At 57.7% G+C, this 21,262-nt stretch carries 20 protein-coding genes; 9 read left to right on the top strand and 11 right to left on the bottom strand.

Features of this window, described 5'->3' with window-relative positions; genetic code table 11:
• Positions 1–16: 16 nt before the first annotated feature.
• From bamA to pyrH, 8 genes are all read right to left on the bottom strand, one after another.
• Positions 17–2,332 carry an outer membrane protein assembly factor BamA gene (gene bamA, locus ACJ5NV_RS16540; RefSeq protein WP_411645469.1) on the bottom strand — a complete coding sequence of 772 codons (2,316 nt, stop codon included), beginning with the start codon at positions 2,330–2,332 and terminating at the stop codon, positions 17–19.
• Between the two features lie 121 nt (positions 2,333–2,453).
• Positions 2,454–2,603 (bottom strand): hypothetical protein, encoded by a 150-nt coding sequence (locus ACJ5NV_RS16535; RefSeq protein ID WP_411645467.1) that lies wholly within the window; start codon positions 2,601–2,603, stop codon positions 2,454–2,456.
• A gap of 43 nt (positions 2,604–2,646) precedes the next feature.
• On the bottom strand, positions 2,647–3,981 hold the full coding sequence (gene rseP, locus ACJ5NV_RS16530; RefSeq protein WP_411645466.1) for an RIP metalloprotease RseP: 1,335 nt from the start codon (positions 3,979–3,981) through the stop codon (positions 2,647–2,649).
• 4 nt (positions 3,982–3,985) lie between these two features.
• Positions 3,986–5,155: a 1-deoxy-D-xylulose-5-phosphate reductoisomerase gene (gene dxr, locus ACJ5NV_RS16525; protein ID WP_411645464.1), complete on the bottom strand. Its 1,170-nt coding sequence runs from the start codon at positions 5,153–5,155 to the stop codon at positions 3,986–3,988.
• Positions 5,152–5,955, bottom strand: coding sequence for a phosphatidate cytidylyltransferase (locus tag ACJ5NV_RS16520; RefSeq protein ID WP_411645462.1), 804 nt, complete (start codon positions 5,953–5,955; stop codon positions 5,152–5,154). The genes dxr and ACJ5NV_RS16520 overlap by 4 nt, the downstream gene beginning before the upstream one ends.
• Before the next feature lie 2 nt (positions 5,956–5,957).
• Complete coding sequence (gene uppS, locus ACJ5NV_RS16515) at positions 5,958–6,683, bottom strand: polyprenyl diphosphate synthase (protein ID WP_411645460.1); 726 nt, start codon at positions 6,681–6,683, stop codon at positions 5,958–5,960.
• A gap of 31 nt (positions 6,684–6,714) precedes the next feature.
• Positions 6,715–7,278, bottom strand: coding sequence for a ribosome recycling factor (frr, locus tag ACJ5NV_RS16510; RefSeq protein WP_411645459.1), 564 nt, complete (start codon positions 7,276–7,278; stop codon positions 6,715–6,717).
• A gap of 132 nt (positions 7,279–7,410) precedes the next feature.
• A complete protein-coding gene (gene pyrH / locus ACJ5NV_RS16505; RefSeq protein WP_411645458.1) occupies positions 7,411–8,157 on the bottom strand; it encodes a UMP kinase in 747 nt (248 codons plus the stop codon).
• Between the two features lie 104 nt (positions 8,158–8,261).
• On the opposite strand from pyrH, the gene miaA reads away from it, so the two are divergent.
• The 7 genes from miaA to ACJ5NV_RS16470 all read left to right on the top strand — a co-directional run bounded on the left by miaA (position 8,262) and on the right by ACJ5NV_RS16470 (position 17,791).
• The gene (gene miaA / locus ACJ5NV_RS16500; protein WP_411645456.1) at positions 8,262–9,149 is read left to right on the top strand and encodes a tRNA (adenosine(37)-N6)-dimethylallyltransferase MiaA; all 888 of its coding nucleotides are present in this window, start codon (positions 8,262–8,264) and stop codon (positions 9,147–9,149) included.
• Complete coding sequence (locus ACJ5NV_RS16495) at positions 9,068–10,033, top strand: AraC family transcriptional regulator (protein ID WP_411645455.1); 966 nt, start codon at positions 9,068–9,070, stop codon at positions 10,031–10,033. Before miaA ends, ACJ5NV_RS16495 begins: the two co-directional genes overlap by 82 nt.
• A 207-nt stretch (positions 10,034–10,240) precedes the next feature.
• Positions 10,241–11,896 carry an ABC transporter substrate-binding protein gene (locus tag ACJ5NV_RS16490; RefSeq protein WP_411645453.1) on the top strand — a complete coding sequence of 552 codons (1,656 nt, stop codon included), beginning with the start codon at positions 10,241–10,243 and terminating at the stop codon, positions 11,894–11,896.
• Between the two features lie 225 nt (positions 11,897–12,121).
• Positions 12,122–13,168: an ABC transporter permease gene (locus ACJ5NV_RS16485; protein WP_411645451.1), complete on the top strand. Its 1,047-nt coding sequence runs from the start codon at positions 12,122–12,124 to the stop codon at positions 13,166–13,168.
• Between the two features lie 11 nt (positions 13,169–13,179).
• The gene (locus ACJ5NV_RS16480; protein WP_411645450.1) at positions 13,180–14,625 is read left to right on the top strand and encodes an ABC transporter permease; all 1,446 of its coding nucleotides are present in this window, start codon (positions 13,180–13,182) and stop codon (positions 14,623–14,625) included.
• A 210-nt stretch (positions 14,626–14,835) separates the two neighbouring features.
• On the top strand, positions 14,836–16,908 hold the full coding sequence (locus ACJ5NV_RS16475) for a dipeptide ABC transporter ATP-binding protein (RefSeq protein ID WP_411645449.1): 2,073 nt from the start codon (positions 14,836–14,838) through the stop codon (positions 16,906–16,908).
• A 52-nt stretch (positions 16,909–16,960) separates the two neighbouring features.
• The gene (locus ACJ5NV_RS16470; RefSeq protein ID WP_411645448.1) at positions 16,961–17,791 is read left to right on the top strand and encodes a DUF1206 domain-containing protein; all 831 of its coding nucleotides are present in this window, start codon (positions 16,961–16,963) and stop codon (positions 17,789–17,791) included.
• Between the two features lie 3 nt (positions 17,792–17,794).
• Here the strand turns inward: ACJ5NV_RS16470 and ACJ5NV_RS16465 are convergent, their stop codons facing one another.
• Positions 17,795–18,376: a lytic transglycosylase domain-containing protein gene (locus tag ACJ5NV_RS16465; protein WP_411645447.1), complete on the bottom strand. Its 582-nt coding sequence runs from the start codon at positions 18,374–18,376 to the stop codon at positions 17,795–17,797.
• A 148-nt stretch (positions 18,377–18,524) separates the two neighbouring features.
• On the opposite strand from ACJ5NV_RS16465, the gene ACJ5NV_RS16460 reads away from it, so the two are divergent.
• Both ACJ5NV_RS16460 and ACJ5NV_RS16455 read left to right on the top strand, forming a co-directional pair.
• Positions 18,525–19,043, top strand: coding sequence for a single-stranded DNA-binding protein (locus ACJ5NV_RS16460; RefSeq protein WP_411645445.1), 519 nt, complete (start codon positions 18,525–18,527; stop codon positions 19,041–19,043).
• A 5-nt stretch (positions 19,044–19,048) separates the two neighbouring features.
• Positions 19,049–19,360 (top strand): hypothetical protein, encoded by a 312-nt coding sequence (locus tag ACJ5NV_RS16455; protein ID WP_411645443.1) that lies wholly within the window; start codon positions 19,049–19,051, stop codon positions 19,358–19,360.
• A 77-nt stretch (positions 19,361–19,437) separates the two neighbouring features.
• Here the strand turns inward: ACJ5NV_RS16455 and aroB are convergent, their stop codons facing one another.
• Together aroB and ACJ5NV_RS16445 are read right to left on the bottom strand one after the other, a co-directional pair.
• The gene (gene aroB / locus ACJ5NV_RS16450; RefSeq protein WP_411645441.1) at positions 19,438–20,562 is read right to left on the bottom strand and encodes a 3-dehydroquinate synthase; all 1,125 of its coding nucleotides are present in this window, start codon (positions 20,560–20,562) and stop codon (positions 19,438–19,440) included.
• Positions 20,563–21,120 carry a shikimate kinase gene (locus tag ACJ5NV_RS16445; RefSeq protein ID WP_411645439.1) on the bottom strand — a complete coding sequence of 186 codons (558 nt, stop codon included), beginning with the start codon at positions 21,118–21,120 and terminating at the stop codon, positions 20,563–20,565.
• Between the last annotated feature and the right edge of the window lie 142 nt (positions 21,121–21,262).

Genomic DNA, 21,262 nt, shown 5'->3' with positions numbered 1-21,262 from the left:
ACCCGCAAGCCCCCCATCAGAAGTTGGTCGAAACCGTCACGTCAAAGGACTTACTTTCATCACGGTCCTGAACGTCCAGCGGCTCGGTAAAGTTGAACCGCAGCGGACCGATGGGCGTGGTCCAAAAGATTGACACGCCGGCCACCGCACGTGGGGTGAAATCATTATAGATCACGTCCTCGCCAAAGGTTTCCCCCACATCCCAAACAGAGCCATAATCGACAAAGACACCGCCACTGATGCCGTATTCGCTGGGCAGACCAAGGGGAAACTCAGCCTCAAGCCGGGCCACCGCAAAGGCGTTGCCGCCAAGCGCATCATCAGTGTCATCATCGCGCGGACCAACGCCGCCAGCCTCGAAACCACGCATCAGACGACTGCCAAGGAAGAAACGATTGGTCACTCGGCTACTACCGTCCTGGTAGTCCAGCAGGCCACCTTCAAGGGTCGCCCGCAAGGTTACCTCTTCATTCCAGACCTTCGCCTCGGCCCCGGCAAGGGCCGTTGTCTTGATGAACTGCGTATCGCCAAAACCGAATTCTTGACCAAAGCGCAGCAGCACCCCGGCATTCGGATTCAAACCGGTCCGGCGGGTATCAAAGCTATAGCGATAACCCAGCGAATGGGTCTGCACCTCACCCACATCCGCTTCGCGAATGATGATCTGGCTGGTGTCAGCATCATTATTCACGTCGGTCAGGTTTTCATACTCAAAGGCGTAAAACACAGCCAAACGTCCATTTTCACTGACCGGAAAGGTCAGCGAGGGCGACAGGCGCAGGGTTTCGGTATCATAGACCGCGTTTTCGTTATCAGTGGTGCGATAGGACAAATCGATGCCGAATCGCAGGTCGCGGCCCAACAGGTTAGGCTCTGAAAAGCTGAACCCAAAGCGGCGGTTGCTTTCGGCCGTCGACACATCAAAGCTCAAACGCTGACCACGGCCCTGAAAGTTGCTTTGGCTGTAGGACGCGATCAGCCCTGCCCCGGTATCACTATTATAGTTCGCACCAAAGGTCAGCGCGCCGGTCGGGCCTTCCACCACATCCACATCCACAATCACCTGATTGGGGCTGGTGCCCTCGCGGGCCTCAACGCTGGCATTTTGAAAGAACCCTAGCGCCCGAATGCGCCGCGCGCTTTCACGGATTTCGCGCGGGTTAAAGGGGTCGCCCTCAACCACACGGAACTGGTTGCGGATGACACGGTCCAGCGTGGTGCCGTTCCCTTCGACGTCGATGCGTTCAATAAAGATACGCGGGCCTTGCACCAACACATATTGCACGTTCAGCGACAGATCGCGGTCATTGCGGGTGATCCGTGGTTCGACCTGCACAAAGTTCAACCCACGCTGTAGCGCCAGCCGTTCGATCCGCGAAATATCGGTTTCAATCGGCACCGGCGAATAGGTCGCACCGCGGCGTACACGCACAGCACGTTCGAAATCCGCTGCAGCGACGCCCTCTATCTCGCTGGTAACCGTGACATTGCCAAACGTGAATTGCTGGCCTTCACGCAAATTGAATGTCACCAGATAAGCGTCACGCTCGCGGGTCAGGGCCACATCGACGTTCTGCACGATGAAGTCAGGATAGCCGCGCGAATTATAAAAGTCCGTCAGCAGCGTCCGGTCGCGGGCGATCCGGTCGGGCGAAAAAGTATCGCGCGAAATGATCGTGCGCAAAAGACCCGCCTGTTTGGTGTCCAGCACACGGCGCAACCGGCCTTCGGAATAGCTGCGATTGCCCAAAAAGGACACGCGCTCAATCTCGGTCACACCGGATTCGACGACTTCGAACACCAGATTGACGCGATTATCGGGCAAGCGGATGATACGTGGGGTTACCACCGCATTGATCCGGCCCTGCTGAGCATAGGCTTGCGTGATCGCGGCGGTGTCGGCCTCGGCCTGAGTCGGGTTATAGACCCGGCGCGGCTCTGACTGCACAAGGCTCAGCAATTGCGCATCCCGCAGCTGGCTGTTGCCCTCAACATTGATTTGGCTGATCGTCGGATATTCAACAACGCGCAGCAGCAATGTGCGACCCTGCGGGACAGCCTGCACGCTTTCGAACAGGCCCGTGCCGCGAATTTTTTGCACAGCGTCATTCAGGGCGGCGGTGGACAGCGTGTCACCGGGATCAATCTCGCCAAAGGTCAGAATCGTGCCATCTGCAACCCGCTGGTTGCCTTCGATCGTGATCGTATTGAAAGTATATGTCTGCGCCGATGCCCCGGTCATGCCCAGCAGTGTCAAGCAAAGCATAAGCCCCGCACCACGTATTGCCGCCACAAACCAAGCCCCTGCTGCGCGCCCCGTTCTTTTTATCATTTTAATCGCCTGTGCTCACCATCCCCATCACTGTCGGAGTAGCGGCAATAGGGCGCGATGTCAAAAAGACAAACGCACCGAATGGTGGGGATTGATCATGATTTTGATGTTTGGCGGCAGATCAGCTCATCATCAGGTATGCGCCAGAATAAAGCGCGATCAACAGGATCACCGCAAAACGCAGCCAATCCATGTTGAGACAAACAAGAACTAGAAAGCCACGATACCCCGTCGCCAGCGATTTCATAACATGTGAACGAACATCTACCATACGGTTACTCTATCACAGGATTATAGCAAAACTGTGTCAATCTTCAGGGGCAGAGCACCGTATCATTAAGAATGGTAAACGACATCATCGACAGGATCAGAGCAAGACCAACAAACATGAAAACCTGCACAGCCCGCTCGCTTGGCTTGCGGCGTGCAATCGCCTCATAAGCGTAAAAGACCAGATGGCCCCCATCCAACACCGGGATCGGGAAAAGATTGATCAATCCAACCGCAGCCGACAGCGCGCCGATAAACCAGATAAAGCTTTGCGCGCCCTGTTTGGCCATTGATCCGCTTGTTTCCGCAATGCCCACCGGGCCAGACAGATTGCAGGTGGAAATCTTGCCAAACATAATGTGTTGCAGCGCCGAAAGTGATGTCGTGCTCATCATCCAAAGCTGCCGCACACCGGTGGTCATTGCCTCCCATGGGCCGATAGCCTCTGTCTGCGGATCAAAGAACAACTGCCCGTTAATCCCGATCAACCACATGGTTTCAAACCCACCTTCAGGTCGTGGATAGTCCACGCGACGCGGCGATAGTGTCACCGACACATCGCGACCATCACGCCACAGGGTCAGATCCAGCGATGCACCATCAGCGGCGCGCACGATCTCTTGCACCTGTGGAAAGGCAAAGACAGGCTCGCCATCAATCTCGGTGATCACATCATTGACCTGAATACCGGCATCATCCGCGGCAGAGCGCGGGGAAACACCGCCCACAAAGGGCGGCATTAAAAACGGCCCCTGCACGTCAATTTCCGTGCCATCGCGTAGCACAGTGTAGTCTAGATTAGAGGTCACCGGCAGTATATCCAGCAAACCACCTTCGCGCTGCGGATCGGTAAAGGGAATGCCCGACACCGCGACAAAGCTGTCCCCCGGACGCAGTTCGTTCACATAGCTGGATGGCAGGTCCTTGATCTCGCCCACGGCCATCGGTTCAACACCACGGCCCTGATACAAGATCGACCCGGTAAAAATCGCAATCGCAAAGATAAAGTTGAACGCCGGACCCGCGGCGACCGTCAACGTGCGCGCCCAAAGCGGTGCGCCCAGCATCGTGCGGCGGGGATCAGGGGGTGTCACGCTTTCGTCCGCCCCGACACTGGCGGCATTCGCATCACCCACGAATTTCACATAGCCGCCAATCGGTAGGGCCGCCAATTGCCATGTTGTGCCGCGCTTATCTTCCCGGCTCCATAGGACAGGGCCGAATCCAATGGAAAACACCTCTGCGTCGATGCCGCACCAGCGCCCGACAATATAATGCCCATATTCGTGGATCGCGACAATGACCGACAAGGCCACGACAAACGCCAGGATCACAAAGGCAAGATTGCCGAACATCGGCACTAACTGCGTTACATTCAAGGGATTACCCCAATTGCTTGATCGACTCGGCCGCATAAATGCGAGCCTGACGGTCTGTTTCTAAAACGTTTTCTATCGAGATAGGCTGGTTTTGGATACCACCCGCCGATGACATTTTGTCGAGCGTCGCGTCAACGACGCGGGCCATATCCAGAAAACCAATATCACCCGCGATGAAACCATCCATCGCGCGTTCCTTAGCGGCGTTGAAGACCGCGCCGGACAGCCCCCCTTCTTGCATCACACGGCGGGCAAGGCCAAGCGCGGGATAGCGCACATCATCAGGATCGGCGAAACTCAGCGCCCCGACTTGCGCTAGATCGACCCGCTCCACCGGCAGATGTCTGCGGTCGGGCCAGTGCAGCGCGTACCCGATGGCGTGGCGCATATCGGACGGGCCCACATGGGTCATCAGCGCACCATCATTGAAACCAACCAGCGCATGCACCATGCTCTCACGGTGGATCAGCACCTCAATCATGTCGGGCGACACACCGAAAAACTCTTTTGTTTCAATTAGCTCCATCGCTTTGTTGAACATCGACGCGCTGTCGATGGTAATGCGCTGGCCCATGTTCCAGTTCGGATGGGTCGATGCCTGTTCCAGCGTCGCAGTGGCGAGCTTTTCAATCGGCCAGTCACGGAATGCACCACCACTTGCCGTGATAATCACCCGCTCCACGGCGGCGATATCCTCGCCCACCAGCGCCTGAAACACGGCAGAATGTTCGCTATCAACCGGCAGCACCGTCGCGCCGTGGGCCTGCGCCTGGCTCATCAACAGCGGACCCGCGCTAACCAGCGATTCCTTATTGGCCAGCGCCAATGTTGTCCCATGGGCAAGCGCGGCCAGCCCCGGTACAAGACCCGCCGACCCGACAATGGCGGACAAGGCCCAGTCCACAGGCCGCGTCGCGGCCTCTGCAATGGCATGATCCCCAGCGGCAACATCAATGCCTGTGCCTGACAACATGTCTTTCAGTTCAGCATAGCAATCCGCATAGCAAGTCACCGCAAGATCAGCCTTCAACCGCTTGGCATCCGCCGCAAGTTGCGCGACGTTGCGCCCGCCGGTCAACGCGACAACATCATAGCTGTCAGCATCGCGCGCGATCAGATCAATCGCGCTTTGCCCGATGGATCCTGTTGCACCAAACAAGGTGACCCGCCTCAAAAAGCCACTCCTGGTACGTTGAAAACCACAGCAACCAAAAGCATGAACAGCGCGGCGGCAAGTAGCGCATCAAAGCGGTCAAACAACCCGCCATGGCCGGGGATCAGGGTCGAGCTGTCCTTGACCCCCATCCGACGTTTCAGCGCGCTTTCAGCGATATCACCCATCTGCCCGGCAAAGCTCAGCAGCATGGAAATCAGAATGATAATTAGCCCGGCATCGGTGAACAGGGTAAAGACAAAGCCCATAATCCCTGCGCCGACCCAGCCTGCGACTGTGCCGCTCCAAGTTTTCTTGGGGCTGATCTTGGGCCAAAATTTCGGACCACCCAGCGATTTACCCGCGAAATAACCAAAGATATCGGTCACGATCACCACCAGCATCAGCCAGAGGATCCAGATAAACCCAAATTCAGCGCGAAAATGCACCAGCCCCCAGCCCGCGATCTGTATCCCCAGTGCAAAGATAAAGAACGTCTTGAATTCACTGCGCAACTGGGTGACGCCGATCACGGGCACCACCAGAAACAGCAGGAACCCCCATTGTGATGTATAGGCCAACTGCCCTGACATGACCGACGCCACAAGGGCGGCCAGCAGCATACCCTTTGTCGGCTCTTCCGGGCGGATCATCGTCCATAATTCCCAGATCATCACGGCAGAGACAAAGACAACCATCATCTGGAACCAGACGCCGCCCAACACGACGCCGACGGCCCCCACAAGGATCATCGCGGCACTGGACATGACGCGGATCGTCAGGTCATCCCAGTTGCCTGAGTTTGGCGAAGGGGTGGACATAATCAGGCCGATACCGCCCCAAAGCGCCGGTCCCGGCTGCCATAGTTATGCAGGACCTTGGCGAATTCAGCCTTAGTGAAATCAGGCCAGAGCGTATCGACAAATTCATATTCCGCATAGGCCGATTGCCACAGCAGGAAATTGGAAATCCGGGCCTCTCCGCTGGTGCGGATCACCAGATCGGGGTCCGGCAGAACATGGGTATCCAAAAAACGGGACAGGGTTTCAGCATCCACCGCATCATGGGTCAGGCGGCCTTGCTCAATTTCATAGGCAAGGCGCTTGGCTGCGCGGGTCACCTCATCCCGGCCCCCGTAATTCAGCGCGACGGTTAGATTGACGCGGGTATTATCGGCGGTCAGCAGTTCCAACTCATCCATCAGAGACACCAGCTTTTCATCCAGCCGGATCCGGTCGCCGATGAACCGCACGCACACGCCGCTTTCAAACAGCTCGCGCGCCTCGCGTTCCAGATACTTGCGAAACAGGGTCATCAACCCGGCAACTTCGGTCTGGGTGCGTTTCCAGTTTTCGGTCGAGAACGCAAAGATCGTCAGGTATTTCACGCCCAGATCAGGACAGGCTGCCACGATTTCACGCACCCGACGGGCACCGGCATGGTGGCCAAAAAGACGCGGACGCCCCCGTTGCTGGGCCCAACGGCCATTGCCATCCATGATGATCGCAACATGGCCGGGTCCGTTTCTGGGGTCTGCATCCTTGGGCATCAGGGCCACCTTTTCATCGCAAGCTGAGAATTCAGACCTGCATGATTTCCGCTTGTTTGGTTTCAAGCGTATCATCAACAAGTTTAATAAATTTATCCGTCAGCTCTTGCACCTCGGCTTCCCAGAATTTCTGGTCATCCTCAGACATGCCATCAGCCTTGGCCTTTTTGATCTGATCCATCCCGTCACGGCGCAGATTACGGACCGAAACACGCGCGCTTTCGGCATAATGGCCAGCAACCTTGGTCAGCTCACGGCGGCGTTCCTCGTTCAATTCGGGGATCGGCAACATAATGATCGTGCCGTTCAACTGTGGATTGATCCCCAGCCCGCTTTCGCGGATCGCTTTTTCGACCTTACCGACAAGACCTTTGTCCCAGACATTGATCGTCACCATGCGGGGTTCGGGAACGTTGACCGTACCCACTTGGTTGATCGGCGTCATAGAGCCATAAGCATCCACCATCACCGGCTCCAGCATAGAACCAGAGGCCCGGCCGGTCCGCAATGACGCGAGTTCAACGCGCAAATTGGCAATCGCCCCATCCATCCGGCGGGACAGATCGTCAGTATCAAGTTCAAAATCGTCGGACATCTTCTGCTCTTCCTTGCGGGCATCGCCCAGCTTTTCATCGTTCTATGTCATTGCGCTCCGGTTGTATAGCGTGGGGTTAACCAACATTCGTGCAGTTTTTCAGCACGCGCCAAAGACCGGACATGCGTTTGATCAGCCATGCACCAGCGTTGATCGGCCCTCGCCCGCCAATATCCCACGGAACCCGCCGGGTTCATCCAGTGAAAACACCACAATCGGCAGGCCATTGTCGCGGGCCAAAGCAATCGCACTGGCATCCATCACGCCCAGATGCTTTTGCAGCACCTCGTCATAGGTCACCTTTTCGTACCGCACCGCATCGCTGTTTTTGGCAGGGTCCTTATCATAGACACCATCAACCTTGGTGCCCTTAAAGATCGCCTCGCAATTCATTTCATTCGCACGCAGGGTCGCGGCGGTATCAGTGGTGAAATAGGGGTTACCTGTACCTGCGGCAAAGATACAAACCCGTTTCTTTTCTAGGTGGCGCACGGCGCGACGGCGGATATAGGGCTCGGCCACTTCGTTCATCGTGATCGCTGAAATTACCCGCGTGAACACGCCAAGTTCCTCAAGCGCGGATTGCATCGCCAGCGCGTTCATCACCGTGGCCAGCATCCCCATATAATCTGCGGTGGTCCGCTCCATCCCTTGTGCTGATCCTGCCAGCCCCCGAAAGATATTGCCGCCACCGATAACCATGCAGATTTCCACACCCAGATCATGCACCGATTTCACTTCGCGCGCGATCCGCTGCACCGTGGGCGGATGCAGCCCAAATGTGGTATCGCCCATCAGCGCCTCGCCCGAGATCTTCAACATGACCCGTTTATAGGCAGTCTTGTCCGTAGACGCGGCCTCGATTGTGGTATCGGTCATGGCGTTCCTCTGATGCTCTGGTAATTGGCGCGCAAAGTGTCGGAAAAACGCGGCAGGTTCAATGGCACCTTGCCCAGAATTCGCAGAGCAGTCAGTAAAGCCCCATGATAAATATCCCATCCGACATGCCGGTCCTGATCGCTGGGCCTACCGCCTCTGGCAAATCCGCCCTTGCCTTGCATATTGCGACACAGCAAGGCGGGGTCATTGTGAATGCCGATGCACTGCAAGTTTTCGACGGATGGCGCATCCTGACAGCGCGGCCTGATGATCAAGACCTCGCCGCCGCGCCCCATGCGCTTTACGGGCATGTGCCATTTGATGCCGATTATTCGGTCGGTCACTGGCTGCGCGACGTCACGCCCTACCTCAACGGCGATCAACGCCCGATCATCGTCGGCGGAACCGGGCTCAATTTCAACGCTCTGACAAAAGGGCTGGTCGACATTCCCGCCACACCGGATGAATTACGCCAGCAAGCGAATACGATCCCCCTGCCCGATCTTCTGGCGGCGCTCGACACCAAAACCCAAAGCCGGATCGACACCCAAAACCGGATGCGGGTACAGCGCGCGTGGGAGGTGCTGCAAAACACCGGGCGCGGGCTGGCCGACTGGCAGGATGCGACGCCGCCTGCCTCGCTGCCCGTCGATCAGGCGATCTGCCTGACGGTTGACGCGCCCAAAGACTGGCTGAACGACCGGATCACACAGCGTTTTGATCAAATGCTGGCCACAGGTGCCGTGGAAGAGGCCCGCGCGATGCTGCCATACTGGGACCCAGATCACCTGTCCGCCAAAGCCATCGGTGCACCAGAGATGATCGCGCATCTGCAAGGCCAAATGACACTGGACAACGCACGCGCAGCGGCAATCATCGCGTCACGACAATACGCCAAACGGCAGCGCACATGGTTCCGGTCACGGCACAAGGATTGGCACCATTTGCCAGTCTCCGCCGACATATCGGCAACACTACGCTTGATGGGGTGACAGGTGGATTGATCGAAAAAGTCTTTCTGGCCACAGTTGAGGAAATCAACACCGAGGCAAATGTCATGACCATGATGACGCAGCTTAAACCATCGACCCTGAAATTGGCGACAGTCACCTTCGGCGGAAACGGTTCGCGATGGCGCACCGAAGCAATGCGCAGCCACGACACACCGCGCCTGATCCACATCACCAAGGGCCAAGGCCGTATTACGATCAATGGGTTAACAAATGGTTACGGCCCGAACAACCTGATCTTTATTCCACCCAACAGCATGTACGGGACAGAGGTCGGACCCACCGTCTTTGCCCAAATGCTGACGTTGCCGAACACGGGCGACTGGCCTGACGAACCGTTTCATCTGCGTCTGCGCGATGTGGTTTCGCAGAAGGAATTGCAATCCTACTATGATTCCATCGAACGCGAGCTAAAACCAACCGGCGACATGCGCGCAGCGCTTTGCCACTTTGGGTTGTTGACCATCTTCGTCGAACGGCAATTACAAGCTCGCGACCCAAATGCGGTCGATGCCCGCCGGAATTCCGCCGCAGCCAAACTGGTGGCACGCTACACCCACCTGATCGCACGCGACTATCGCAAGGACCGGGATGTCAGCGATTACGCCACCGAAATCGGGGTCACACCAACCCATCTGACGCGCTGCTGCAAGCAAACCTGCGACCGCTCTGCGCTGGATCTGCTGAATGACCGTATCCATTTCGAAGCCTGCAGCATGCTGCGCGACACGCGGACGCCAATTCAGGACATTGCGAAATCGCTGGGCTTTCAGTCCGCCGCGTATTTCACACGCAGTTTTCAGAATAAATCCGGGCAGACACCATCGGATTTTCGCCAAGGACCAGTCGCGCTGAACCGGGTCTAAGCCCCTATCGCGACATGGCCCGGCATCTTCCAAACGTCAGATTGCGACATCGCACATGTCGCAACCTGACACTTTTGGGATGCCCGCTCTGTTGACCTATTCCGAAACTTATGCGGTGATGGCCCGTAACGGGCTATTATTTGATCTGCTGATTGGGTTCATCAACTTCTAGCCTGCAAAACAATACAGTTTGACAGGGAGAAGACCATGACGCGGCCCAAATCGATTCATCCAGCGGCGCTGATGTATGCGGATGAAGTAAAGGCGGGCAAGCTCGACCGCCGCGAATTCCTGACCCGCGCCACCAGCCTCGGCCTCACCGCCGCAGCCGCTTATGGGCTGATCGGGATGACCGCGCCGGCCAATGCCGCAGGGCACGCCCAGCAGGGCGGCACATTGCGAATGCAGATGAATATCTACGCACTCAAAGATCCGCGCACCTACGACTGGACAGAAATTTCTTATATTTCATCGGGTTGGCTGGAATACCTCGTGGAATACAACAGCGACGGGACTTTCACGCCGATGCTGCTCGAAAGTTGGTCGATCAACGATGACGCCACGGAATACACTTTGAACGTGCGTCCGGGCGTGAAATGGAACAACGGCGATGATTTCACCGCCGAAGACGTCGCCCGCAATATCACCGGCTGGTGCGACACCACGCTCGAAGGCAATTCGATGAACGCACGCTTTGCCGCGCTTATCGACAGCGCAAGCGGCCAAGCGATCGACGGCGCGATTGAGGTTGTGGATAACACCACGGTCAAACTGATCCTGCCGATCTCTGATATTTCCCTGATCGCCAATATGTCGGATTATCCTGCAGCGATTACCCACAGCAGCCACGATGCAGATAACATGCTGGGCAACCCCGTGGGCACCGGCCCCTATCTGCCCGAAACCATCGAAGTCGGCATCAAGGCAACGCTCGTGCGCAACGAAAATCACGATTGGTGGGGCTATAGCGCAGACAAAGGCGCCTATCTCGACCGGATCGAATTCATCGATTACAGCACTGATCCATCATCTTGGGTCGCTGCTGCCGCATCCGACGAAATCGATATGCTCTATGAAACGACAGGCGATTTCATCGACGTGCTCGACAGCCTTGGCTGGGAGAAATCCGAAATCGCATCCGGGGCGACCGTGGCGGTCCGACCCAATCAGCAGGCCGAAGTTGACGGGATGACCCCCTATGGCGACAAACGGGTGCGGCAGGCAATCCAGATGGCAGTGAGCAACGAAATCTGCCTTGAGCTGGGCTATGCGGATCGCGGCGCGGTGGCCCGCAACCAGCATGTGGGGCAAATGCACCCCGAATGGGCCGATGTGCCCGGCCCGGATTACGACCCCGAGGCAGCGCTGGCCCTGCTGACAGAGGCAGGCATGGCTGATTACGAATTTGACCTAGTGTCTATTGATGATGATTGGCTACGCAATACCAATGATGCGGTCGCCGCGCAGCTGCGGGATGCCGGGTTCAAGGTCAAACGGACGATCATCCCCGGCTCTACTTTCTGGAACGACTGGACAAAATACCCTTTCAGCTCAACCAATTGGAACCACAGGCCACTGGGCACCCAGATTCTTGCATTAGCCTATCGGTCAGGCGAGGCCTGGAACGAAAGCGGCTTTGCCAACGCCGAATTTGACACGCTGCTGGCCGAAGCTAACGCCATCGCCGATGCTGACGCACGGCGCGAGGTGATGGCCAAACTGCAAGCCATCATGGTCGAAGAAGGCGTGACTATCCAACCCTACTGGCGCTCACTTTACCGGCACGCAAAGCCGGGACTGGTGGGCTGGGACATGCATATTGCCTATCTGCCACGGCTTTATCAGATCGGTTTCGCAACTTAACCCGCAGGGCCGCGCCAACCACCGGCGCGGCCCTTTTCGCGGCAGGCGGCCCCCCGACACAGCGGAGGCGCCCAAAATCATAAGTCAGGCGATGACCTGACATGTCTACAGCGTTTCGATTTTAACTTGGCGCATCAAGCATCACAAATCGCGTTCGACCGATAGGGAGAAGCAGCGAATTGTGATCCAAGGATAAATCGAAACGCTTCAACAACAGGGGCCTGTATGGGACTGTTTATTCTGCGCCGTCTTGGGGTGATGCTCCTGACGGCATTGTGCCTGACATTTATCGTCTTTTGGTTGACCAACCTTGGTCCCAATCTTGAAAAACTCGCCAAAACCCAAGGCAACGCCCGAATGTCCGACGACGCTGTGGTCAGCTGGCTTGAAAACCGGGGCTACGCGCAACCTCTGCCCGTCAAATACGGCCAATGGCTTGGCGTCTTACCCGGCTATATGATCGCAGGAACCGATGGCACCACACGCGCGCGCTGCCAAACGCCCGGCACATCGGTCGAAGACGCGCGCCGCTTTTGCGGCATCCTGCAAGGCGACTGGGGCACCTCGACCGTGTTTCGTGAAGATGTGGCCAGCATAATCGCCACCCGGCTCGCCCTGACCGGCAAACTGATGTTCTGGGTGATGATGGTGATGGTGCCCGGCGCGCTGATCATCGGTGGTCTGGCTGGCATGAACGAAGGGTCGCGCACCGACAGGTCACTTTCCACCGTATCGATCATCTCCACAGCCACGCCGGAATATGTGTCAGGGGTGGTCTTTATCTCGGTCTTCGCGACCGCCACCTTTGGCATGCAATGGTTCAAAGGCACCGCCACATCCGCGATGGATGACGCCAATTTCGAAAACTTCTTTCTGCCGGTCATGACCATCGCGCTTTACGGGCTGGGCTATATCGCGCGGATGACGCGGGCCAGCATGACAGAGGTGATGACCGCGCAATATATCCGCACCGCCCGGCTCAAAGGGGTCAGTTTTCCCAACATCGTGCTGAAACACGCGCTGCGCAACGCGCTGATCGCGCCGTTCACCGTGATCATGCTGCAATTTCCGTGGCTGCTGAACGGGGTCGTGATCGTCGAGACACTGTTCAACTACAAAGGCTTCGGCTGGGTGCTGGTACAGGCCGCCAGCAATAACGACATCGAACTGCTGCTCGGTGTCTCGGTCGTGTCTGTGTTCGTGGTGCTGGTGACACAGCTGATCTCTGACATCGGCTATATATTTCTCAACCCACGTATCCGTATTTCGTAAGGGGCACGCAGATGGACGCACTTTCTTGGACAGGCCCCCTTGGCACATTCCTCAACCCCGCGCTTGGGGTCGGCGGCGCGCTTCTTGCGCTGGGAATTATCACGCAAATCGTGCTTGACTTTTTTGCAGCCCCCGTGACGCTCCAAGCCAATAAAGACGGCACGTTACAAATGCGGGGCGGGCTGCTTGGCACGGTTGAAATCGGCAATAAATACCTGTTCTTCTTCGCGCTGCTGGTCATGCTGGGCTACCTGATCGGCGGGATCGTCACGCCTTATGGCACGGTTGGTATTGTCGGAGAGCTTTCACGACAATTCCTGCCCGTCTGGATCGCGCTGATCGGCACATTCGGCCTGTCGATCACCTATAAGCGCAAGCTGGGGCTTTATGGCAAGCTCTTCGACTCCAACATCGGCATGATCGGCTTTGGGATCGTGATGTTCTGGGTCTATACCGCGCTCTTTGTCGGGGCGTTCGACTGGATCGCCACCCATGATCACCTGAGCCAAGTTTCCGGAATGAAAAACAAACTACCCGGCACAACCGCGCCGGACGGCACCGCAGGGGCGATCCCCCACTACCTGCTGGGCGGCGACAATCTGGCCCGCGATATTTTTAGCCGGGTCGTGGCCGGGTCGGTGATCGTGATCGCCATCGCACCGCTGGCCACGCTTTTTGCATTCATGGTCGGGATCACGCTGGGCCTGCCCGCAGGCTATTATGGCGGGCGGCTGGACACATTTCTGTCCTTTGTCGCCAACCTGATCCTCGCCTTTCCCGTGATCCTGCTGTTCTACCTTCTGGTCACACCAGAGATCGTGGAAACAGGTATCCCGTCTTTCATGGCCGTTGTGCTGTTCATCTTCCCATTGATCTTCGTCGGGGTACTGCTCAACTCGCGCTACCACACGCAACCGGCCAAGCGGAGCGCGATCATGGTGCCGGTTTTAGGTGTTCTGACATGGCTTTACCTGTCGATCATCAACCAGCCCGGCACAGTGATCGACGTCCTGCCCGGCTGGTTTGACCTCTTCGATATCTCGATCCTTGTGGTCTTTGTCTCGGTCGTTTTCGTAAACGCGCCCACTGTCTTCCGGATCGTGCGGGGAATCACGCTGGACCTGCGCACGCGCGATTACGTCGCCGCCGCCCAGACAAGGGGCGAAGGGGCGTGGTACATCATGCTGTGGGAAATCCTACCCAACGCACGCGGGCCGCTGATCGTCGATTTCTGCCTGCGGATCGGCTACACCACGATCCTGCTGGGCACGCTTGGTTTCTTCGGGCTGGGGCTTTCGTCTGAAAGCCCGGACTGGGGGTCAACCATCAACGAAGGGCGCAAGTTGCTGATCATCTATGCACACCCGGCCCTGCCGCCCGCCATCGCGCTTTTGTCGCTGGTGCTGGGGCTGAACCTGCTGGCCGATGGGCTGCGCGAAGAAAGCCTGAAGGACTGACGCCGTCCCGGGCTTGACCCGGGACCTCCACCACGATTGCCACGCAGAGGTCCCGGATCAGGTCCGGGACGGCCCCACCGAAAGAGGATAGCCAGTGCAAAACGTAACAGTGAAAGTCGCGCCACACACACCCGGGTCCGACGTTTGTCCGATACAAATCCGACGCCACTTCGACCGCCAAAACCGGCCTCAAAGGGACAGGTAAATGCAATGACCGACCAACCCATTCTAGAGATCGACAGGCTGTCCATCTCCTTCTTCACCCGTCTGCGCGAAATCCCCGCCGTAATGGATTTCTCGGCCAAGGTCATGCCCGGCGAAGCCCTTGGTTTGGTTGGGGAATCCGGCTGCGGAAAATCTACAGTTGCGCTGGGGGTAATGCAGGATTTGGGCGTCAACGGGCGCATCGTCGGTGGGTCAATCAAGTTCAAGGGCGAAGAGATGAACACGATGTCGCACGAACGGCTGCGCGACATCCGCGGCAGCCAGATTGCCATGATTTATCAAGAGCCTATGGCGTCCCTGAACCCCGCGATGAAGATCGGCAAGCAGCTGATGGAAGTGCCGATGATCCATGAAGGCGTCAGTGAAAAAAAAGCCCACGCCCGCGCCCTCGAAGTCGTGACCGACGTCAAACTGCCAGACCCCGAACGCATGTTGAAAAGCTATCCGCATCAGCTGTCCGGCGGGCAACAGCAGCGCATCGTGATCGCCATGGCGCTGATGTCCAAACCCTCGCTCCTGATCCTTGACGAACCCACCACCGCACTTGATGTCACAGTCGAAGCAGCAGTTGTGGAACTGGTCAAGGATCTGGGCAAGAAATATGGTACCAGCATGCTTTTTATCAGCCATAACTTGGGCTTAGTGCTGGAAACCTGCGACCGTATCTGCGTGATGTATTCCGGCGAAGCGGTGGAACGGGGCAGCATCGAAGACGTATTTGACAAGATGCAGCACCCCTACACACAGGCGCTGTTCCGGTCGATCCCCCTGCCCGGCGCGGATAAAAACACGCGGCCCCTGATCGCCATCCCCGGCAACTTCCCCCTCCCCCATGAACGCCCGCAAGGCTGCAATTTCGGCCCCCGCTGCGACTATTTCGAAGCAGGGCGTTGTGACCAAGGTTTCATCCCGATGGGCTCCGTCGCAGGCAACGACCGGCACCAGACCCGCTGCCTGCGGTTCCGTGAAATCGATTGGAACGCCCCGCCGCAAACCTCTGAAATCAAAGAAAAACCGGAGCCCGGCCCGGTCGTGCTCAAGATGGATAACCTCAAGAAATATTACGAGGTCGCAGCCAATGCACTATTCGGCGGCGGCGACAAGAAAGTCGTCAAAGCCAATGAAACCCTCAGCTTCGAAGCGCGTGAAAGCGAAACGCTCGCCATTGTCGGCGAATCCGGTTGCGGCAAATCCACCTTTGCCAAGGTGCTGATGGGGCTGGAAACCGCAACAGACGGGAAAATCCTGCTGGATAATCAGTCGATTGGCAACGTTCCGATTGAAAACCGCGACACGAATACCATCGCCGATATCCAGATGGTGTTCCAGAACCCATTTGACACGCTCAACCCTTCGATGACCGTCGGACGGCAGATCATGCGCGCGCTGGAAATCTTTGGCGTCGGTGCTAACGACAAAGAGCGGCGGGCGCGGATGCTGCAATTGCTTGACCTCGTCAAACTGCCCCGCGCCTTCGCCGACAGGATGCCCCGGCAGCTCTCTGGTGGGCAAAAACAAAGGGTTGGCATTGCGCGGGCCTTTGCTGGTGACGCGCGGATCGTGGTGGCGGATGAACCTGTTTCAGCGCTGGATGTATCCGTACAGGCCGCCGTGACCGATCTGTTAATGGAAATTCAACGCGCGCAGAAGACAACACTGCTGTTCATCAGCCACGATCTGTCCATCGTGCGCTATCTCAGCGATCGGGTGATGGTAATGTATCTGGGTCATGTGGTGGAATTAGGCACCACCAATCAGGTCTTCGCCCCGCCCTATCACCCCTATACAGAGGCGCTGCTTTCTGCGGTGCCCATTGCGGATACGAATGTCGAAAAGAAACATATTGTGCTGGAGGGCGATATCCCATCCGCCATGAACCCGCCGCCCGGCTGCCCGTTTCAAACGCGCTGCCGCTGGAAATCGCAGGTCCCCGGCGACCTTTGTGATACCCAAGCGCCGCCCATGCGGATGCTGGACGACGATCATCAGATCAAATGCCATCTGAGGGATCACCAACTTGCCACAATGGAACCGGTCATCCAGATCGCCGCAGAATAAGGGAACCAAACGCGCGCCCGATACTTGATCCGGTAACAACCGGGAGAATGACATGCGCGACAACAAGATGGATTGGGCCATGCCCGTCATGCGAATGGGCTACGCAGGCCGCGGAATGACCTATGTGGCGATTGCGGGCCTGTCATTATGGACCATCTGGAAAGGCGGTCAGGCCCAAGGCACGTCCGAGGCGCTGAAATCCATCGAAACCTCGCCTTTCGGGATGTTCATCCTCGTCCTGATCGGGGTCGGCCTGTTGTGCTACACCGCTTGGCGGGTCATCGACGGGATCGCCGATCTGGAAGAAGAAGGAAATGATACCAAGGGCTTGGTCGCCCGCGTCGGCATGGTGGTGACCGGGCTGATCCATGCGGCCATTGGGATTGCTGCAATCTCACTCGTCTTCGGGCGCAATGATGGTGGCGGAGAAGGTTCGCGGATTGCCGAATTCACGCAAATGATCATGTCCGCCCCGCTAGGCGTCTGGCTGGTTGGTGCTGCGGGGCTCGCCACACTGGGTGCTGGGATTTACTATCTTTATAAGGCGTGGCGTCGGACATACCGTCAAAAGCTCGCCGCAAACCGCTTTACAACCGGCTGGGACACGACGCTGCGCTTTGGCGTGGCCGCGCAAGGTGTCGTGGTCAGCATCATCGGCGGCTTCCTGATTTATGCATTCTGGACCCGTGATGCGGATCAGGCCGGCGGCATGGACAAGGCGTTCAGTTGGCTACAGGATCAGGTTTACGGGCAGGTGCTGGTTACGCTGCTATGTTTCGGATTACTCGCATTCGCGTTGTTTCTTTTCGTGAACGCCCGCTACCGGACAGTGCCGCGCTTGTCAGACCCTGACATCCGCTCGCTCGCTGATGAATTCGCGTAACGCTTAGCGGCCCCAGATTACCTGCACATAGTTCTGCGTTTCCGCATAAGGCGGCACCCCGCCATAACGCTGCACCGCTTGCGGTCCGGCGTTATAGGCGGCCAACGCATGGCGCCAATTGCCGAACAGGTCGAATTGCATACGCAGATAGCGCGCGCCACCTGCGAGGTTCTGCACCACGTCATACGGATCAACGCCCAACTCGCGGGCGGTCTGCGGCATCAGCTGCGCCAATCCCAGCGCCCCCATGTTGGATCGCGCTTGCGTGTTCCACCCGCTTTCTTGCTGGATCAAACGCAGAAAAAGATCAGCAGGCACATTGTGGCGCAGTGCCGCACTCCGGGCCATATCCAGATAAGGACCACGATAGCTGCCCGCGTAGCGCGGCACAGAGCCCGGCGCGCCGGGGATCTCGATACGGGGTGGTTGTAACCTGACAGAGTTGGAATATTGCTGCGCCGCCCGCCCATCCAACACCGAAAGCTGGCTTTGAAACAAGGAAGAGCGGGACATGGTCGAAACCTGCTCTTGTGCCTGACTGGCCGTCGCGAAAATCGCGAAGTATAGAATTCCTGAAATACGCATCAATCAATCCCACCGATGTGACCCCGTTAAGATAGGGGGTGTCGTCGCGGATGTCAGCCCCAACGGTGCAATGTTCTGTTAACCTTGTTGCGGCATGTCGGGTCTACTGGCACAACAGCCGGAAAGCAGAATCGCGAGGGGTGGCATCATGGCCGGATCAGTAAACAAAGTTATTCTTATCGGTAATCTGGGCGCCGACCCGGAAATCCGCACTTTCCAAAACGGTGGCAAAGTGTGCAACCTGCGCATCGCCACGTCCGAGACGTGGAAAGACCGCAACACAGGCGAACGGCGTGAAAAGACAGAATGGCACACGGTCGCGATCTTTCAGGAAGGCCTTGTGCGCATTGCCGAGCAATACCTGAAAAAAGGCTCCAAGGTCTATCTTGAAGGCAAATTGCAGACCCGCAAATGGCAGGACCAATCCGGTCAGGATCGTTACTCGACAGAGGTGGTGCTGAACGGTTTTGACGGCACGCTGACTATGCTCGACGGTCGTAGCGAAGGTGGCGGCGGCGGTGGCGGCAACTATAGCGGCGGCGGCGGGAATTACGGCGGTGGCAGCGGCAGCTATGGCGGAAATGATGGCGGCTACGGCGGCGGGTCATCTTCGCAGCAGGGCGGCGGCGGTTCCAACAGCGATCTGGATGACGAAATCCCGTTCTAAACCCCATGCAATTCGCGCCAGAAGCCCAGATACTGATCCTGAACAGTGTCATTCTGGGCATGGCCTACTTGGCTATCTATCCGGGGATGGCGCAGAAAACCCTGCCGCGGATGATCGTCATCGACATGGTGCTATCCGCATTGGCCTTGACCGTGGTCGGCGCGCTGTTCTGGGGCACTGGCGTGCGCTTTAGCCTGATCGTATTCAACAGTCACTGGGTGGTCTTCACAATCGTCACGTTCATGCTGATGGAACTGCCACTGTTCCTGCGCTTTGCGCATAAGCATGGGATCAACCTGTCCGACGATCCCGATTAAGCTGGCGCTGCGGCATGGCACGATGTGCCCCGGACCTGATCCGGGGCCTCTGCCGCAATCCTGTTAAAGGTCCCGGATCAAGACCGGGACGGCGCCACCGCCAGCGCATCCTGCAATACGGCCAGAACCACATCCGAAGGCACATCCGAGGTGATGAATGCATCACCAATCCCCCGCGCCAGAATGAAGCGCAGCTTGCCGTTTTCGACCTTCTTGTCCTGCCCCATCCGCTCCAACAGGGCCTCTGCACCGGGCAGATCGCCGGGGATATCGGCGAGGTCTTTCTTCATGCCCATCGCCGCTAAATGGGCGCGCACGCGGCTGGGGTCTTCCTGACTGCACAGGCCCAACCGTGACGACAGTTCAAATGCCAGCACGCAGCCAATCGCCACGCCTTCGCCATGCAGCAGCCGATCAGAATAGCCTGTCGCTGCCTCAAGCGCGTGACCGAATGTATGGCCAAGGTTCAGCAAAGCACGGTCACCCTGCTCTGTTTCATCCCGGCGCACGATATCGGCTTTCATTTCGCAAGACCGGGTCACGGCACGGATGCGCGCCTCCATGTCACCGGCGGCCAGCGCCGGGCCTTGCTCTTCGAGCCAGCCAAAGAAATTCGCATCCCCCAGCAGCCCATATTTCGCGACCTCGCCGTAGCCTGTCAGAAAATCGCGCGGGGTCAGCGTGCCCAAAAGCGCGGTATCGGCCAGCACAAGCGAAGGCTGGTGAAAGGCCCCGATCAAGTTCTTACCATAAGGGGAGTTGATACCGGTCTTCCCCCCGACAGAGCTGTCGACCTGCGCCAAAAGGCTTGTCGGCAGTTGGACAAAGCGGACACCGCGGCGCAGAATCGCGGCGGCAAAGCCCGCCAGATCCCCGATCACGCCACCACCAAAGGCGATTACGATATCACCCCGCTCGACCTTTTGGGCCAGCAGCCACTCGACGCTGCGCTCAAGCTGCGCCCAGCATTTTGTGCCCTCACCCGGCGGCAACGCCAGCGCAGCGGAGGTCAGCCCCGCCGCCACCAGCCCGGCCTGCAATTGTGCCAGATGCAGCGCGGCCACGTTTTCATCAGTCAGAATGCAGACATGTCGCCGACCGCCCAATTGCGCCACGAACGCGCCCGTCTGATCCAGCAGCCCCGGTCCGATATGGATATCATATTTCCGGCCAGGCAAGCCGACATGCACAGTATTGGTCATTCAAGCAGTCTCCAAAATATCAGGGCGGGTCAAAAGGACGTCGATCACGCCTTGCGTCGTCTCATCAATGCTCGCGTCACCCTTCACATCAAGCTGTAGCCCGGCGCGCGCATAGACCGGGGTGCGCTCTTCATAGATCCGCGCTAACGTTGCCCGCGGATCAAGCGTGCGCAGCAAAGGCCGCGTGTCCTTTTGCCTGACCCGCCGCCACAGCGTTTCAAGATCCACATTCAGCCAAAGTGCCACACCCATCTCTGCAATGGCTGCGCGATTGCTGGGTGCAAGAAAGGCGCCACCCCCGGTGGATACAATGCCCGGCGCGCCTGATAGCAGACGGCGCAGCACTGCGGCCTCGCGTTCACGGAAAAACGCCTCGCCGTCGCGTTCGAAAATTTCGGTAATGGTTGCGGCTGCCGCTTCTTCGATGGCCGCGTCGCTATCCACAAATGGCACCGCCAGCCGCGCCGATAATGCGCGCCCGATCACCGTTTTTCCCGACCCCATCATCCCGACAAGGACGACCGTGCGGTGCAGGTCGTAGACCGGCCCTTCCGTCATCTTTAGATCCTCATTCCTCGGCTTACCCCCGCCGAACGCGAAATTTAATGAATGAATGCCGTGATCTTGCGTAAAAGGCCATATATAATCCCTTTAGAATGTGGCACGTAGACCACATATTGGGGTTGAAGACGAAGGTTAG

The sequence above is a fragment of the Loktanella agnita genome (assembly GCF_046640325.1).
Classification (GTDB): Bacteria; Pseudomonadota; Alphaproteobacteria; order Rhodobacterales; family Rhodobacteraceae; genus Yoonia; species Yoonia agnita.
This window is presented reverse-complemented; position numbering and strand designations above follow the sequence as displayed.